General features: G+C 71.7%; 14 protein-coding genes. 3 read left to right on the plus strand and 11 right to left on the minus strand.

Features of this window, described 5'->3' with window-relative positions; all coding sequences use genetic code 11:
- The 3 genes from BI06_RS09240 to BI06_RS09250 form a co-directional block, all read right to left on the minus strand.
- Positions 1-438, minus strand: a 438-nt coding sequence (locus BI06_RS09240) for a molybdenum cofactor guanylyltransferase (protein WP_149030337.1), incomplete at its 3' end; no start/stop codon positions are given.
- 22 nt (positions 439-460) lie between these two features.
- Entirely contained in the window at positions 461-1,480 is a 1,020-nt protein-coding gene (locus BI06_RS09245) for an MBL fold metallo-hydrolase (RefSeq protein WP_051740554.1), read from the minus strand.
- 232 nt (positions 1,481-1,712) lie between these two features.
- The gene (locus tag BI06_RS09250) at positions 1,713-2,474 is read right to left on the minus strand and encodes a polyprenol monophosphomannose synthase (RefSeq protein WP_030392455.1); all 762 of its coding nucleotides are present in this window, start codon (positions 2,472-2,474) and stop codon (positions 1,713-1,715) included.
- Between the two features lie 321 nt (positions 2,475-2,795).
- On the opposite strand from BI06_RS09250, the gene manA reads away from it, so the two are divergent.
- Positions 2,796-3,995: a mannose-6-phosphate isomerase, class I gene (gene manA / locus BI06_RS09255; protein WP_043466935.1), complete on the plus strand. Its 1,200-nt coding sequence runs from the start codon at positions 2,796-2,798 to the stop codon at positions 3,993-3,995.
- Between the two features lie 75 nt (positions 3,996-4,070).
- Here manA and BI06_RS09260 read toward each other — a convergent pair whose 3' ends face one another.
- From BI06_RS09260 to dnaB, 4 genes are all read right to left on the minus strand, one after another.
- Positions 4,071-5,477: an acyltransferase gene (locus BI06_RS09260; protein WP_051740556.1), complete on the minus strand. Its 1,407-nt coding sequence runs from the start codon at positions 5,475-5,477 to the stop codon at positions 4,071-4,073.
- Positions 5,478-5,595: 118 nt separating this feature from the next.
- Positions 5,596-6,819 carry an acyltransferase gene (locus BI06_RS09265; protein WP_063794942.1) on the minus strand — a complete coding sequence of 408 codons (1,224 nt, stop codon included), beginning with the start codon at positions 6,817-6,819 and terminating at the stop codon, positions 5,596-5,598.
- 183 nt (positions 6,820-7,002) lie between these two features.
- Positions 7,003-8,661, minus strand: coding sequence for a PKD domain-containing protein (locus tag BI06_RS09270; RefSeq protein ID WP_051740558.1), 1,659 nt, complete (start codon positions 8,659-8,661; stop codon positions 7,003-7,005).
- Positions 8,662-8,887: 226 nt separating this feature from the next.
- Complete coding sequence (gene dnaB / locus BI06_RS09275) at positions 8,888-10,384, minus strand: replicative DNA helicase (RefSeq protein ID WP_051740702.1); 1,497 nt, start codon at positions 10,382-10,384, stop codon at positions 8,888-8,890.
- A 596-nt stretch (positions 10,385-10,980) separates the two neighbouring features.
- On the opposite strand from dnaB, the gene BI06_RS09280 reads away from it, so the two are divergent.
- Positions 10,981-12,306 carry an MATE family efflux transporter gene (locus tag BI06_RS09280; RefSeq protein WP_030392449.1) on the plus strand — a complete coding sequence of 442 codons (1,326 nt, stop codon included), beginning with the start codon at positions 10,981-10,983 and terminating at the stop codon, positions 12,304-12,306.
- A 110-nt stretch (positions 12,307-12,416) separates the two neighbouring features.
- On the opposite strand, the gene rplI is transcribed toward BI06_RS09280, so the two are convergent.
- From rplI to rpsF, 4 genes are all read right to left on the minus strand, one after another.
- Positions 12,417-12,863: a 50S ribosomal protein L9 gene (rplI, locus tag BI06_RS09285; RefSeq protein WP_030392448.1), complete on the minus strand. Its 447-nt coding sequence runs from the start codon at positions 12,861-12,863 to the stop codon at positions 12,417-12,419.
- Between the two features lie 17 nt (positions 12,864-12,880).
- Positions 12,881-13,117, minus strand: coding sequence for a 30S ribosomal protein S18 (rpsR, locus tag BI06_RS09290; RefSeq protein WP_030304537.1), 237 nt, complete (start codon positions 13,115-13,117; stop codon positions 12,881-12,883).
- A 77-nt stretch (positions 13,118-13,194) separates the two neighbouring features.
- Positions 13,195-13,809: a single-stranded DNA-binding protein gene (locus BI06_RS09295; protein WP_030392447.1), complete on the minus strand. Its 615-nt coding sequence runs from the start codon at positions 13,807-13,809 to the stop codon at positions 13,195-13,197.
- A gap of 95 nt (positions 13,810-13,904) precedes the next feature.
- Positions 13,905-14,195 (minus strand): 30S ribosomal protein S6, encoded by a 291-nt coding sequence (gene rpsF, locus BI06_RS09300; protein WP_030304539.1) that lies wholly within the window; start codon positions 14,193-14,195, stop codon positions 13,905-13,907.
- Between the two features lie 299 nt (positions 14,196-14,494).
- On the opposite strand from rpsF, the gene BI06_RS09305 reads away from it, so the two are divergent.
- On the plus strand, positions 14,495-14,794 hold the full coding sequence (locus tag BI06_RS09305) for a hypothetical protein (RefSeq protein WP_030392446.1): 300 nt from the start codon (positions 14,495-14,497) through the stop codon (positions 14,792-14,794).
- Positions 14,795-14,817: the final 23 nt, after the last annotated feature.

The following is a 14,817-nucleotide window of genomic DNA, read 5'->3' on the forward strand; positions in this document are numbered from 1 at the left end:
GGCCAGCGCGGTGCGCAGGGCGGCGGTGCGGTAGGCGGCGGCGAGCGGCTGGTCGCGGCCGGCGGCGTCGACCAGGACGACCGCCTCGGTGTCCGGCCCGGCCTCGTCGAGGGCGGTGACCAGCCGGTGGACGGTGCGCTCGTCGAGGAAGGGCAGGTCGGCGGCGAGCAGCAGCACCAGTTCGGCGGTGACCTCGGCGAGGCCGGCCGCGACGGCCGCCACCGGTCCGCCGCCGGGCGGGTGCTCGCGGGTACGGCGGACCCCGGGGCGGGTGGTGGGGCGGGCCGGGCCGACCACCACGGTGGTCCCGGCGCCCGCGCAGGCGGCGAGCACCCGGTCCAGCAGGGTGGTCTCGCCGACGGTCAGGGCCGGCTTGTCCGCGCCGCCGAGCCGGCGGGCGGCTCCCCCGGCCGGGACGATCACGTCGTACGGCGTCATGCCGCCAGTATCCGCCGCCGGCTCAGTCGGCGGTCGGGCCGGGCGCTTCCCGGTCGGCCGGGCCGTCCGCATCGCCCGGGTCCTCCGCGTCCGCGTCGTCCGCGTCCTCCGCGTCGTCCACGGCGGCGTCGTCCAGGTCGACGGCCGGAGCCGCGGCCGAGGTGTCGGTGGCAGTGTCGGTGGCAGTGTCGGCAGCGGCGCGGGCGGCGGTGTTGGCGGCCGCGCTCAGCTCCAGCACGGCCGGCAGGGTGAGCTCCCCGTACCGCTCGTTCACGGCCGCGACCAGCGCCTCCGTGTCGTCCGGGTGCTCGGCCAGCAGCCGGTCGAAGTCCTGCAGGTACTCCCCGGTGAAGGCGAGCACCCGGGCCGCGTCGTCGCCCTGGTCAGGCGCGCGGTGTCCGGCGATCACCCGCTCCACGCCGAGTTCGGCGATCCGGCCGAGGTTGCGGACCCACTCGGTGCGGCGTTCCGGCGTGGTGTCGGCGGTCCAGACGTGGGTGCCGTTGTAGACGAAGTCGCCGGCGATCACGGTGCGGATGCTGGGCACGTGCACCACGGTGGAACCGTCGCAGTCGCCCTGTCCGAGCAGCAGCACCGGGATCGCCTGCCGGTCGATCATCAGCGGCTGGGGGAGCAGCGGGGCCGGGACCAGCGGATGGTCCGGGATGTCGTCCCCGAACACCGGCTTCCACTGGGCGACCTTCGCGGCGGCGGTGCGCAGGATGCCGTCCACGACCGGCGGCGCGGCCAGCAGCCGGGCGTCCGGGAAGAGCCGCAGCACCTCCTCGGCGCCGAAGTAGTGGTCGGGGTGGTGGTGGGTGACCACGATGGCGAGCAGCCGGCGGCCCTTGCCCGCGACCCATTCGGCCAGCTCGCGGCCGGCACTGCGGGTGAGCTGGGCGTCGACCAGGATCGCCGTGTGCTCGCCGAGGATCAGCGTGGAGGTGGCGAAGAAGGCCGACTCGGGGCCGGTGAAGACGGCCACCTCCAGCGGCCGGACCGGCGCCCCGGCGGTGTTCTGGTCGGACGGGGACGGCGTCACTGGTTGCTCCCTCTGGTTCGGCTGCCCCGGTCTCGGTCCGGCTCGGCGGTGGTGGTGTGCGGTGCGTGCTGGTGTGCGGTGCGTGGTGGTATGCGGTGGTGGCGGGTACGGCGGCCCCCGGCACGGCCGGGCCTCGCGCCCTACAGCATGGGAGCAGCGCACGCCGAAAACGCGGAAGGCGCGCCCGAAGGGGCACGCCTTCCCGCTCACGTGTCCGGGTGGCCCGGCGGCGTCAGCGCTTCCCGCCGGTCAGCCGGGCGAAGCGGTCGGCGACGCCCCAGGAGGTCACCCGCCAGAGCGCCTCGACCACGATGTTCCGGCTCATCTTGGACGCGCCGAGCTCCCGCTCGACGAAGGTGATCGGCACCTCGGCCACCTTGAAACCGGCCTTCACGGTGCGCCAGGCCAGGTCGACCTGGAAGCAGTAGCCGGCCGAGGCGACCTCGTCCATGCCCAGGCCCAGCAGGGTCTCCTTGCGGAACGCCCGGTAGCCGCCGGTGACGTCCCGGATCGGCACGCCGAGCATCAGCCGCGAGTAGGTCGAGCCGGCCCGCGAGAGCAGCAGCCGGGACTTCGGCCAGTTCACCACCCGGCCGCCGGGCACCCAGCGCGAGCCGAGCACCAGGTCGGCGCCGCGCAGCGCGGTCAGCAGCCGCTCCAGCTCCTCGGGCCGGTGCGACCCGTCGGCGTCCATCTCGACGAGCACGTCGTAGCCCTCGTCGATGCCCCAGCGGAAGCCGGCCAGGTAGGCCGCGCCCAGACCCTCCTTGCCCTTGCGGTGCAGGACGCGCACGTGGGAGTCCTCGGCCGCCAGCTTGTCGGCGAGCTCACCGGTGCCGTCCGGGCTGTTGTCGTCGGCGACGAGGATGTGCACCTCGGGGACGGCGGCGCGGACCCGGCCGACGATGCGCTCGACGTTCTCCACCTCGTTGTAGGTGGGGATGATCACCAGCACCCGGCCGAGATCAGCAAAACTCTGCTGGTTGACGGTCACGTACTAACCTCTCGGCCGGTGGCGGGAAGTGCCAGTCACCGTTGCCCGCACTCATCAGGACTCACAGCCCCGGCCGGCACCCGCCGACTGGGGGACACTGTGGAAAACACTGGGTCCTGGCATCCTACTACCGCGTTCTCGAACCGACCCGCCGCCCGAGGCACTCCCCACCGGCCTCCGGCGTTTCCCCTGCGGAGGCACCGGTCGGCTAGGGTCGATGCCCGGCCTTTGCCCGGATGCCCACCGTCAGCACCGCCCGCGGGGCGCCGCCCGGCGGCGAGGCCCGCCAGCCCACCGCAGCAAAGGAGCAGGACCGCGCCCATGGACAAGCTCGTCAACACCGTCCGCCCGTACGCCTGGGGATCCGTCACCGCGCTCCCCGAGCTGCTCGGGCAGGAGCCGACCGGCGAACCGCAGGCCGAGCTCTGGATGGGCGCGCACCCCGGCGACCCCTCCCGGGCCGACCGGGGCGAGGGGCCGCGGCGGCTGGACGAGCTGATCGCGGCGGATCCCGAGGGCGAGTTGGGGGCCGCCTCGGTGGCCCGGTTCGGGCCCACCCTGCCGTTCCTGCTCAAGGTCCTCACCCCGGGCATCCCGATCTCCATCCAGGCCCACCCCTCGCTCGACCAGGCCCGGGCCGGGTTCGCGGCCGAGAACGCCCTGGGGATCCCGCTGGACGCCCCGCACCGCAACTACCGGGACGCCAACCACAAGCCCGAACTCATCTGCGCCCTCGGCGACTTCGACGGACTGTGCGGCTTCCGCCGGCCCGCCGACGCGGCCGCGCTGCTGGCCGGTCTCGGCGTCCCCGCACTGGAGCCGGTGATCGCCCCGCTCCGGGCCGACGACGAGTCCGAGGCGCTCAGCGGCGCCCTCGCCGCCGCACTGGGCCTGGAGGGCCCGGCCGCCGAGGCCGTGGTCCGGGACACCGCCGAGGCGGTCGGCAAGGCGGCCGCCGAGGACCCGGACGGGCCGTACGCGCCGTACGTCCGGATCGCCCGGGACTTCCCCGGCGACCGGGGGCTGATCGCCGGACTGCTGCTCAACCACGTCCTGCTGCGCGCCGGCGAGGCGCTCTACCTGGGCGCCGGCGTCCCGCACGCGTATCTGCACGGCGTCTGCGTCGAGCTCCAGGCCAACTCGGACAACGTGCTGCGGGCCGGCCTCACCCCCAAGCACATCGACGTGCCCGAGCTGCTCGAGGTGGTCGTGTTCGCCGCCACCGCGCCCGAGCCGCTGCTGCCGGTCACGGTGGACACGACGCCGGGCGAGGAGCTCTACCCCGTGCCGATCGACGAGTTCCGGCTCTCCCGGTTCGTCCTCGACGGCCGGGAGCGGACGCTGCCCGGCGACGCGCCGCAGATCCTGCTCTGCACGGCGGGCACGGCCCGGCTGGCCTCGGCCGACGGCGACAGCCTGGAGCTGGCCCGCGGCGAGTCCGCCTTCCTCCCGGCCACCGGCGCCGCGATCCGGCTGACCGGTACCGGCGCCACCGTCTTCCGGGCCACCGTCACGCTCTGAGCCGTCCGTCCCCGCCCCCGGCGAAAGTACCGGGGAACGGGGACGGGAAACGGAGCAGGTGTGCCCGAACGGGCCTCAGCCCGTCGAGGCTCCCGCCTCCACGGGCACCCGGGCGCCCGCCGGCTCGGCCGGTGCCGGAACGGCGGCCGGGCGGGCCGCTCCGTCCGTCGGGCCGTCCCCGGGTCCGTCCGCAGGTCCCGCGGGGAACTTCCGCTCCAGCGCCTTCAGCGCCTTGCGCCCCAGCTTCTGGAACGGCAGCTCCACCAGCCGGTACAGCAGGTAGGCGGCGACCAGCGAGATCGCCAGGTACTCGACCGTCCAGAGCGTCTTGGCGCCGGCGGTCTCCGGCATCGGGTTCGCCAGGTGCGGGCGGATGGTGTGCAGCAGCGGCACGTGCAGCAGGTACAGCGAGAAGCTGACCGAGCCGAGCCAGGTCAGCGGCTTCGGGAAGCGCTTCTTGCGCAGCAGCATCGCCGCCAGGAAGGTGGCCCAGGCGCCCGTGAACGACAGCGACCAGGCGACCCAGCCCGAGTTCCAGGTGTTCAGCTCGACACCGTTGCGGTTGTACATCCAGCCGATCGCGACTCCGGAGACCACCACGAACCCGCAGCACAGCCAGGCCTGGGCCCGGTCGATCTGGCCGTGCTCGGCTCGGTACAGCACGGTGCCGGCGAACATCGTGGCGAAGATCAGCAGGGTCTCGAAGACGGGGGCGCGGCTGTTGAGGAACAGCAGCACCAGCGCCAGGCCGGCCACCAGCAGGGCGCCGATCCGGGCCAGCGCCGGGTTGCCGCTGAGCATGCACAGGAAGCCCATCACCACGATCAGCACGGCCGCCAGCACCAGGTGCCGGGTCGCGTCCACGGACTGGGCGAGCGTGGAGCTGGCGAGCGATCCGCCGAACACCAGGGCGATCGCGGCGAAGGTCACCGCGATGGTGCCGCTGCGCCGGTGCCAGCCGAGCGTGAACAGGCCGGTGACCAGGAAGTAGAAGACCATCTCGTAGGTGAGGGTCCAGGTCACGCCCATGCCGTTGATGACGTTCAGCATGTCCTGGAGCATGGTCGCGTTCGCGGCCAGCGAGATGAGGTTGTGGCCGGTACGGAAGAGCGCCACCGATCCGTCGCCCTCGGGCAGCATCAGGAGCGACACCGCGAAGGCGGCGATCAGCGCCGGGTAGATCCGGAACAGCCGGCCCACCCAGAACGCCCGGACGTCGCCCCGGCGTTCCAGCGAGGCGGGGATGATGTAACCGCTGACCAGGAAGAACAGCATCACGCCGTACAGTCCCAGGTCGAAGTGGTCCCAGACCGCCCCACCGAACGGCAGCAGCTCCAGGATGCCGAAGTGGTGCAGGGCCACGACCAGGGCCGCGATGCCGCGCAGGGCGTCCAGCCAACCGAGGCGGGCACCGGCGGAGGCCGCCGCACCGCGGTCGGCTCTCCGGAATCGGCCGGGGAGCTGCAGTCGTATGAGATTCACGGCATGGACAGTAGCCCATCCGTTCGGAACTCATCGTCCCCGGAGCACCCCGTTCCGCGCCCGGGAGCCCGGGCGGCGGCACGCCCCTCCGGACCCCGGACGGAGCGACGCCGACGGGTCAGCCGGCGGGTCGGGCCGACAGGGCGGTGGCGGGCTCCCGGGCGGGCCGCGGCGGCCCGGCCGCTCCACCGGTGTCCTTCCGGGGCAGCCCGAGGTTCTTGAGCTTCAGCGCGGGCTTCTCCACCAGGTACCAGGAGAGCACCGCGGCGACGAGGGCCAGCACGACGGAGGCGCCGGTGTAGACGGCGTACCCGTGCCTCTGCACGTGCCAGAGGGCCAGGCCCTGCTGGATCGGGAACGCGTAGATGTAGACGCCGTAGGAGAAATCGGCCTTGGCGCCGACCTTCGTCAGCGGGCGGGGCATCCGGCAGGCGAGCCAGATCAGCAGGTAGGCGAGGGCCGGCAGTCCGATCAGGTAGAAGCCGCCGTACCGGGCGCTCCCCACCAGGAGGGCGAAGGACAGCAGGGCCGCGATCCCGTTCATCCGCAGCTGCTTCTTGTAGAGCTCGGCGACCGCTCCGAGACCGAACAGCAGCCCCAGCGGCACGAGCTTGTCCATGCCGATCGTGCCGAGGAAGGGGAGTCGCCAGTCCGGCAGTGCCGTCGGGATGTAGATGGGCGACCGCAGACCGGGACCGTGGATCGCGAGGTAGACCATGTAGCAGTACAGGGCGACGACCGTTGCGAGCACGACCCAGCGCGCCCGGTGGAGCACGGTCAGTGCGGCGAGGGCCGCGACCACCAGGTAGCAGAGCACCTCGTAGGCGAGCGACCAGAGCGAGCCGTTGAATCCGGAGTCGGCGTTGTGCGACAGCAGCCCGGAGATCCCCGGCTGACCGGTGCCGATCGACCAGTTCGCCATGACGTACTGCCAGGGGCCCTGGGGGTGCGACCAGAAGCCGTCCAGCAGGTGTTCCCGACGGGCCACGAGCGGCGCGACGACGAAGGCCGTGACCATCAGGCAGACCCACAGGCCCGGCAGGATCCGGATGGCCCTGTTCCACACGAAGCGTGCCGTGCTGAGCCGGACGCCGCTGCCCGTGATCAGGAAACCGGAGAGCACGAAGAAGCCGGCCACCGCCAGACCTCCCAGCTCCACCTGGTTGCGGGACCAGTGCGCCCCGATGCTTCCCCTGCGCACGCCCAGCGGCATGGCGTGGGCGAAGATCACCGAGAGGGCGAGCAGGAGCCGCAGCAGACCGAACCCGTTCTCCCGGCCCAGCGCTTCCGACAGTGGCTGGGTGCCGAACACGGCGGATCTGAGGCTCGATATTCGGGACATGTGGGGGCATTCCTACGGCGTGGGGGGGCGACACCGGGAGCGGAGTCACGGCGAGGACAGTAGCCCATCGGCGGGACCCGTCCCCCTGGGCCCACCCGGCCCGGTCCGGCGGGGAGAAACGCCGGGAAACGCCCGGGAGCGGCCTGGTGAGGCCGCTCCCGGGGTGCGGTCGCCCGCCGGGGATCAGCGGTTCATGTAGAAGCCGAACAGGTCGACGACCAGATCGGCGTTGCCGCCGCTGGCGTTCCAGAAGTCGATGATCCCGTTGACGCCGGGGTCCGCCTGGACCAGGTTCGGCACGGTCTCGCCGGCCTTCCAGTTCAACGTGGAGGCGTTCGGCTTGGTGGGCCAGGCGTAGGTGCCGTCCTGGTACCGGTCGATGCTGTTCGGGTCCGGGAAGACCGTCAGGTGACCGTCGGTCTGGGTGTTGGTCACCGTGCTGTTGAGCACGAAGCCGGTGAACTCCGGGGCGCCCACGCCCAGACCCATGTAGAGGTAGCCCTGGCTGGAGATCGAACCGCCCTCCACGTTCCGGGTGTCCGCGAGGCGCACCGGGGAGCTCGGGACGTAGGCGCTGCCGCCGGCCGCGTAGTAGCCGACGACGTCCACGATCACGTCCGAGGCGCCCTGGGCACCGTTGAGCACCTGGATCCGGCCCGACGCGTCCACCGGCACGATCACCGAGTTGGCGATGGTCTGCCCGCGGCGGAAGTTGAGGTTGGACACGCTCGGCGCCTGGCGGTCGCCCGGGTAGACGGTCAGGTGGCCGTCGCTCTGCGGGTCGGTCACCGTGACATTGAGCGCCACCGCGCTCACCCCGGCCGGAATGCCCGCCTGGCCCGCCGTCCGGACCGGGAAGGAGGTCCATCCGGGCACCTTGCCCTGGCCCTCACGGGTGTCCACCAGCCGGGTCGGGCCGACCGGGGTGTAGCCGGCGGCCTCCGAGCTGGTGAAGTAGCCCGCGATGTCGGCGAGCAGGTCGACGGCGGCGCCGCCCCGGTTGTACAGGTTGACGTAGCCGTCGGCGCCGACCGGGACGATGGCCAGGTTGGGGACGGTCTGCCCCGGGGTGTAGTTGACGTTCGAGGTCTCCGGACGGGTCTCCTCACCGGGGTAGGCGATGATGTGGCCCGCGCCGCCGGTCGGGTCGACGACGGTGAGGTTGAGCGCCACCGCGGTCACCCCCTCCGGGATCCCGCCGTTGCCGGCGATCTTCACCCGGGTCTCGGCCCAGGGCTGCACCCGGCCCGCCGGGGCGCCGGTGCCGTCGCGGGTGTCGAGCAGCCGGGTCGGACCGTACGGGGTGAACTTGGTACCGGCGGTGGCGACCGTGACGCTGTTGGTCGTGGTCTCGCCGTTGCCGTCCGAGACCGTGACCGTGACCGTGTACTGGCCGAGGGCGGCATAGTCGTGGTCGTGGATGCCCTGACCGGTGCCGACCCCGTTGATGCGGTCCGAGGTGCCGTCACCCCAGTCGACCACCAGGTCGAGCGGCGCGATGTCGCTGTTGATCCAGGTGATCGCCTGGACGCTGCGGGCGCTGGTGCCGTAGACGCCGACGCCCACGGCCAGGCTGTTGTTGGCCGTCGCGGCGGCGGCCCCCTGGGCCTTGGCGGCCTTGCTCTGCTGCCGCACCGAGGCCTCGGCGGGGCTACGGACAGTGCCGAAGGCGGAGGAGGCGATGTCGCCGAGCGACTTGGCCGGCTTGGCCGGCACGGCGCCCGCGGCCGGGTGGGCCGGGGCCCCCGCAGTACCGGTTCCGGCCGCGACTGCGAGGCCGGGACCGACGACCAGGCTCGTCACCACGGCGGCGGCGACGATGATGTGACGGTGACTGAGCACCGTACCCCCCAAGGGTGTTGTCGAACGAAGCACCGAACAGGTGCTCGCGCAGGCTACTGAAGGACCGCGTACGGAGCAACGGTTTTCCGACAGTCCCGATCCCTGGGCGGGGGCGTACCGGACAGAACGGTCCGGACCGACCGCAGGACCGCTCGTGGAGCGGTCCTGCGGTCACTAAATGTCACTCTCGGTCACCAGCGGACCGGTGGCGGGCGACGGTCGCGGATCAGTCGCGGGTCATGTCGACGAAGCGCGAGTAGTGGCCCTGGAAGGCCACGGTGATGGTGGCGGTCGGGCCGTTACGGTGCTTGGCCACGATGAGGTCGGCCTCGCCGGCGCGGGGGGACTCCTTCTCGTAGGCGTCCTCGCGGTGCAGCAGGATGACCATGTCCGCGTCCTGCTCGATCGAGCCGGACTCACGCAGGTCGGAGACCATCGGCCGCTTGTCGGTGCGCTGTTCGGGACCACGGTTCAGCTGGGACAGCGCGATCACCGGCACCTCCAGCTCCTTGGCCAGCAGCTTCAGGTTTCGCGACATGTCGGAGACCTCCTGCTGACGGTTCTCGGCCCGGCGGGAGCCGCCGGACTGCATCAGCTGGAGGTAGTCGATGACGACCAGTTTGATGTCGTTGCGCTGCTTGAGCCGGCGGCACTTGGCGCGGATCTCCATCATCGACAGGTTCGGCGAGTCGTCGATGAACAGCGGCGCCTCGCTGACGTCGGGCATCCGGCGGGCGACCCGGGTCCAGTCGTCATCCGTCATCGAGCCGGAGCGCATGTGGTGCAGCGCCACCCGCGCCTCGGCGGAGAGCAGACGCATGGCGATCTCGTTGCGGCCCATTTCGAGCGAGAAGATCACGCTCGGCAGCTTGTGGTGGATCGAGCAGGCCCGGGCGAAGTCCAGCGCCAGGGTGGACTTGCCCATCGCGGGACGGGCCGCGATGACGATCATCTGGCCGGGGTGGAGCCCGTTGGTGAGCGCGTCGAAGTCGGCGAAGCCGGTCGGGACGCCGGACATCTGGCCGTTGCGGGAGCCGATCGACTCGATCTCGTCGAGGGCGCCCTCCATGATGTCGGCGAGCGGGGCGTAGTCCTCGTTGGTGCGCTGCTCGGTGACGGCGTAGATCTCCGCCTGGGCCGCGTTGACGATCTCGTCGACGTCGCCCTCGGCGGCGTAGCCCATGCCCGCGATCCGGGTGCCCGCCTCGACCAGCCGGCGCAGCACCGCGCGCTCGTGCACGATCTGCGCGTAGTACTCGGCGTTGGCGGCGGTCGGGACGGAGTTGACCAGGGTGTGCAGGTAGCCGGGGCCGCCGACCCGCTGGAGCTCGCCGCGCTTGGTCAGCTCACCGGCGACGGTGATCGGGTCGGCCGGCTCGCCACGCGCGTACAGGTCGAGGATCGCGCCGTGCACCAGCTCGTGCGCGGGGCGGTAGTAGTCGGCGGGCTTGAGCACCTCGACCACGTCGGCGATGGCGTCCTTGGACAGCAGCATGCCGCCGAGGACGGACTGCTCGGCCGCGAGGTCCTGCGGGGGGACCCGCTCGAAGCCCTCCAGGCCGCCCTCCCCGGAGCGCTCGTCCTCGCCGCCCTGGCGCCGCTTGCCGTCCCGCTGGAAGCCGCCCGAACCGCCGGAGCCACCGGAACCGCCCTTGCCGCCCTTCTGGAAGCCGCCGCCCTCTCCCTTGCCCTGGCCGTTGCCGCGGGCACGCGAGACCGGCAGCCGGTCGCCGGGACCGTCCGGGAAGGGGGCGTCGGCGAAGGCACCGACCGGGAAGGGGTCGTCGGCACCCTGCCAGTCGTCCTCCGGCGGGGGCGGGGCGTCGTGGTCGTCGTACTGGGGGCCGGTCACGCGTGTTCCCCGATCAGCGAGTGGTGCGAGTTGGAGCGGGCCTTGCCGGTGGCGGCCGGGAGGGAGCGGAACCCGACTCCCCGCCACCGCATTTCTACGCCACCGCACCGACAAATCGGACGCCGGGGCGGGTGGGAGTGTCGGCCGGAGGCCCCACGCTAAGGCGCCGGGAGCCTTTCGGCCAAGGCGGTTATCCACAGGGGGTGTGGACGAGCGGCCGCTGGCTGTGGAGAAGTACCGCAAACCTGTGGACGCCCCTGTGGAAAGCCCTGTGGATAACCAGACCATCGATCCACCGTCAACTCGCTGACCTGGGATTCCCTCCTCCAGGGCCTGTGCATGAGAAATTCTTCACACACAGTCGGGTGGCGGTGGACACAGACCCGGACGGCCCAGTCGCCCAGGCGTACGAGTAAGCTGCAAAACCCCCTGGCGGCGCTTACCTGTGGATGAGTAGCCTGGACCCCATGACCCTCACCGCCGACCGCCGCCGCCACGACCGGGAGATCCTCGCCCTCGCCGTCCCCGCCTTCGGCGCCCTGGTCGCCGAGCCGCTCTTCCTGATGGCCGACTCCGCCATCGTGGGCCACCTCGGCACGGCCCAGCTGGCCGGTGTCGGCGTCGCCTCGGCCGCCCTCACCACCGCGACCGGGGTGTTCGTCTTCCTCGCCTACGCCACCACCGCCGCGGTCGCCCGCCGGATCGGCGCCGGGGACCGCCGGGCCGCGATCCAGCAGGGCATCGACGGAATCTGGCTGGCCCTGGCGCTCTCCGCCGCCGTGGTCGCGCTGACCCTGCTGCTGGCCCCCCGGGTGGCCGACGTCCTCGGCGCCTCGGCGACCGCCGCCCCGTACGCGGTGACCTATCTGCGGATCAGCGCGCTCGGCATCCCGGCCGTCCTCATGGTGATGGCCGCCACCGGGGTGCTGCGCGGCCTCCAGGACACCCGGACCCCGCTCTACGTGGCCGTCGCCGGGTTCGCCGCCAACCTCGGACTGAACGCCGGCCTGGTCTACGGCGCCGGGCTCGGGGTGGCCGGCTCGGCCTGGGGCACGGTGATCGCCCAGACCGGCATGGCCGCCGTCTACGTGTTCGTGGTGGTGCGCGGGGCCCGCCGGGAGCGGGCCTCGCTCCGGCCGGACGCCGCCGGGATACGCGCGAGCGCCAGGGCCGGCGGGCCGCTGATGGTCCGCACCCTGAGCCTGCGCGCGATCCTGATGATCGCCACCGCGGTGGCCGCCGGTCTCGGTGACAAGGAGATCGCCGCGCACCAGATCGCCATGACGGTGCTGCTGTTCATCGCCTTCGCGCTGGACTCCATCGCGATCGCCGGCCAGGCGATCATCGGCCGCTACCTGGGCGCCTCGGACATTCCGGGTACCCGGGCGGCCACCCGGCGGATGATCGAGTGGGGCGTCGGCGCCGGGGCGGTGCTGGGCGTGCTGATCGTGGTCGCCCGGCCCCTGTACGTCCCGCTGTTCACCCCGGACCCGGCGGTGCAGCAGGAGCTGAACACCGTCCTGCTGCTGCTCGCGCTCTGCCAGCCGGTCTCCGGGCTGGTCTACGTCCTGGACGGCGTACTGATGGGCGCGGGGGACGGCACGTACCTGGCCCGGGCGATGCTCGCCACGCTCGTCGTGTTCGCCCCGGCAGCGCTCGCGGTGCCGGCCAGCGGCACCGGGCTGGCCGGGCTCTGGTGGGCGCTGAACCTCTTCATGCTGGTCCGCGCCGGCTTCCTGGCCGCGCGGGCCCGGGGCGGCAAGTGGCTGGTCACCGGCGCCGTCCGGAACTGAGCCCCGACGCCCTGCGGGGCGTACCGGTTCGGGGCCCCGGAACGACCGAGGGCCGGCCTCCCCCGAGGGGGAGACCGGCCCTGCGGCCACTGCTACGGCGTTGTCGCTGATCAGGCGGCGACGACGGCGATGTCCAGGTTGGCCTGGACGTCCGAGTGCAGCTTGACCGAGACCTTGTGGGTGCCCACGGTCTTGATCGGCGAGGCGATCGCGACGGCGCGCTTGTCGACCGCCGGGCCGCCGGCGGCCTTGATGGCCTCGACGACGTCGGCCTGGGTCACCGAGCCGAACAGACGGCCGGCGTCGCCCGAGCGAACGGCCAGCTTGACCTGGACGCCCTCGAGCTTGCCCTTGACCTCGTTGGCGGCCTCGAGGGTCTGGATCTGGTGGATCTTGCGGGCGCGACGGATGGCGTCGACGTCCTTCTGACCACCCTTGGTCCAGCGGATGGCGTAGCCACGCGGGACCAGGTAGTTGCGGGCGTAGCCGTCCTTGACCTCGACGACCTCGCCGGCGGAGCCGAGACCCGGCACCTCGTGAGTGAGGATGATCTTCATTATTCGGTCACCCTCTCTTAGCGCGCGGTGCTGGTGTAGGGCAGCAGCGCCATCTCACGGCTGTTCTTCACGGCCGTGGCGACGTCACGCTGGTGCTGGGTGCAGTTGCCGGTGACCCGGCGGGCACGGATCTTGCCACGGTCGGAGATGAACTTCCGCAGCAGGTTCGTGTCCTTGTAGTCAACGTAGTTGACCTTGTCCTTGCAGAAGACGCAAACCTTCTTCTTCGGCTTGCGAGCAGGCGGCTTCGCCATTGTGTGCTCCATTGGGTTCACGACCGGGCCGGCGTCTCACGACGCCGGGCCCCTGGCCGCACGAAATCTGTCAGCTCTTAGAACGGGGGCTCTTCCGAGAAGCCGCCACCGGACGGGGCACCCCAGCTGCCGCCACCCTGGTTTCCACCAGAGGGAGCGCTGGACGCCCACGGGTCGTCGGAGGGGCCGGACTGGCCACCGGAGTTTCCACCCCAGCCGCCACCCTGCTGGCCGCCACCGCCGCCCCAGTTGCCGCCGCCCTGGCCGCCGCCCTGAGGGCCGCCGCCGAAGCCGCCGCCACCGGGGGCGCCGCCGGGACCACCGGACCGGTTGGCCCGGGTGACCTTCGCGGTCGCCGAGCGCAGGCTCGGACCGACCTCGTCGACCTCGACCTCGAAGACCGTCCGCTTCTCGCCTTCCTTGGTCTCGTAAGACCGCTGGCGCAGTCGGCCCTGCACGATGACGCGCATGCCGCGCTGCAGCGACTCGGCCACGTTCTCCGCCGGCTGCCGCCAGACGTTGCACGTGAGGAAGAGGCTCTCGCCGTCCTTCCACTCGTTCGTCTGACGGTCGAAGGTGCGGGGGGTGGACGCGATGCGGAACTTCGCGACCGCCGCACCCGACGGGGTGAAGCGCAGCTCGGGGTCGTCGACGAGATTGCCGACGAGGGTGATGACGGTCTCGCCTGCCATGTGGTGATGACCTCTCGGGAAGATGTCCGTTCACCGCTGTTTCACGTGAAACAGCGGACGCGAGCTACCCGAGACCCGAAGGCCTCAGAGGTGGCTCAGTGGGTGTCCGGGCGCAGGACCTTGGTCCGCAGAACCGACTCGCTCAGGCCCATCTGGCGGTCGAGCTCCTTGACGACCTCAGGCGTGGCCTGGAGGTCGATGACCGAGTAGATGCCCTCGGACTGCTTGTTGATCTCGTAGGCCAGACGGCGGCGACCCCAGGTGTCGACCTTCTCGACCTTGCCGCCCGCGTTGCGGACGACAGCCAGGAAGCTCTCGATCAGGGGGGAAACGGCGCGCTCCTCGACCGAGGGGTCGAGGATGACCATCACCTCGTAGTGACGCATGAGTAACCCACCTCCTTTGGACTCAACGGCCACGGTCTCTCCGTGGCAGGAGGGTTGTGCAGCGTCGACACCGGTGTCGTGCCGACTTCGGCCACCGTAGCGGCCGGGTCGGACAGCCCGTCCCCGTTCACCCGAAAGAGGGCAGCGGAGGGCACAACTACACCAGTGCAGACGACCCACCCTACCCGCACCCGGACGGACGAACAAAACGCATAGGGGTTGTGAGACCGGCCCAACCGCCGCAATCTGGACGGAACGGGTTTCCTGCTCGTTCGTCTCCACGCCAGGAGGTGGGACACATGGCCCAGACCGTCCACCGCATGCCGGCCCTCACCCTGAACACCGACGGCCACCCGCACCCGCGCGAGAACACCCTGGTCGGCGTCACCGCCGTACTGGGCGTGATCGCCTTCACCACCTCGTTCTTCCACAACCTGCATCTGCTGACCTCGTGGACCGGCCTGTTCGGGATCATCACCGGCCTGCTGGGGATGTACATCTCCGTGACCACGGCCGAGCGCTTCGTCCTGATGATCACGCTCGGCGCCTCGGCGATCGGCTTCTACCTCGGTATCGCCCGCGGCGGGCTCTGGGGCTAGCGCACCCCCGCAAGGAACCCCCG

This window comes from Kitasatospora sp. MBT66 (assembly GCF_000710405.2).
In the GTDB taxonomy this organism is placed as follows: domain Bacteria; phylum Actinomycetota; class Actinomycetes; order Streptomycetales; family Streptomycetaceae; genus Kitasatospora; species Kitasatospora purpeofusca.

Bases quoted from the DNA above. Each gene is read 5' to 3' on its own strand.
- manA (WP_043466935.1), top strand. From the start codon at position 2,796: ATGGACAAGCTCGTCAACACCGTCCGCCCGTACGCCTGGGGATCCGTC.
- BI06_RS09265 (WP_063794942.1), bottom strand. From the start codon at position 6,819: ATGTCCCGAATATCGAGCCTCAGATCCGCCGTGTTCGGCACCCAGCCA.
- BI06_RS09280 (WP_030392449.1), top strand. From the start codon at position 10,981: ATGACCCTCACCGCCGACCGCCGCCGCCACGACCGGGAGATCCTCGCC.
- rplI (WP_030392448.1), bottom strand. From the start codon at position 12,863: ATGAAGATCATCCTCACTCACGAGGTGCCGGGTCTCGGCTCCGCCGGC.
- rpsR (WP_030304537.1), bottom strand. From the start codon at position 13,117: ATGGCGAAGCCGCCTGCTCGCAAGCCGAAGAAGAAGGTTTGCGTCTTC.
- BI06_RS09295 (WP_030392447.1), bottom strand. From the start codon at position 13,809: ATGGCAGGCGAGACCGTCATCACCCTCGTCGGCAATCTCGTCGACGAC.
- rpsF (WP_030304539.1), bottom strand. From the start codon at position 14,195: ATGCGTCACTACGAGGTGATGGTCATCCTCGACCCCTCGGTCGAGGAG.
- BI06_RS09305 (WP_030392446.1), top strand. From the start codon at position 14,495: ATGGCCCAGACCGTCCACCGCATGCCGGCCCTCACCCTGAACACCGAC.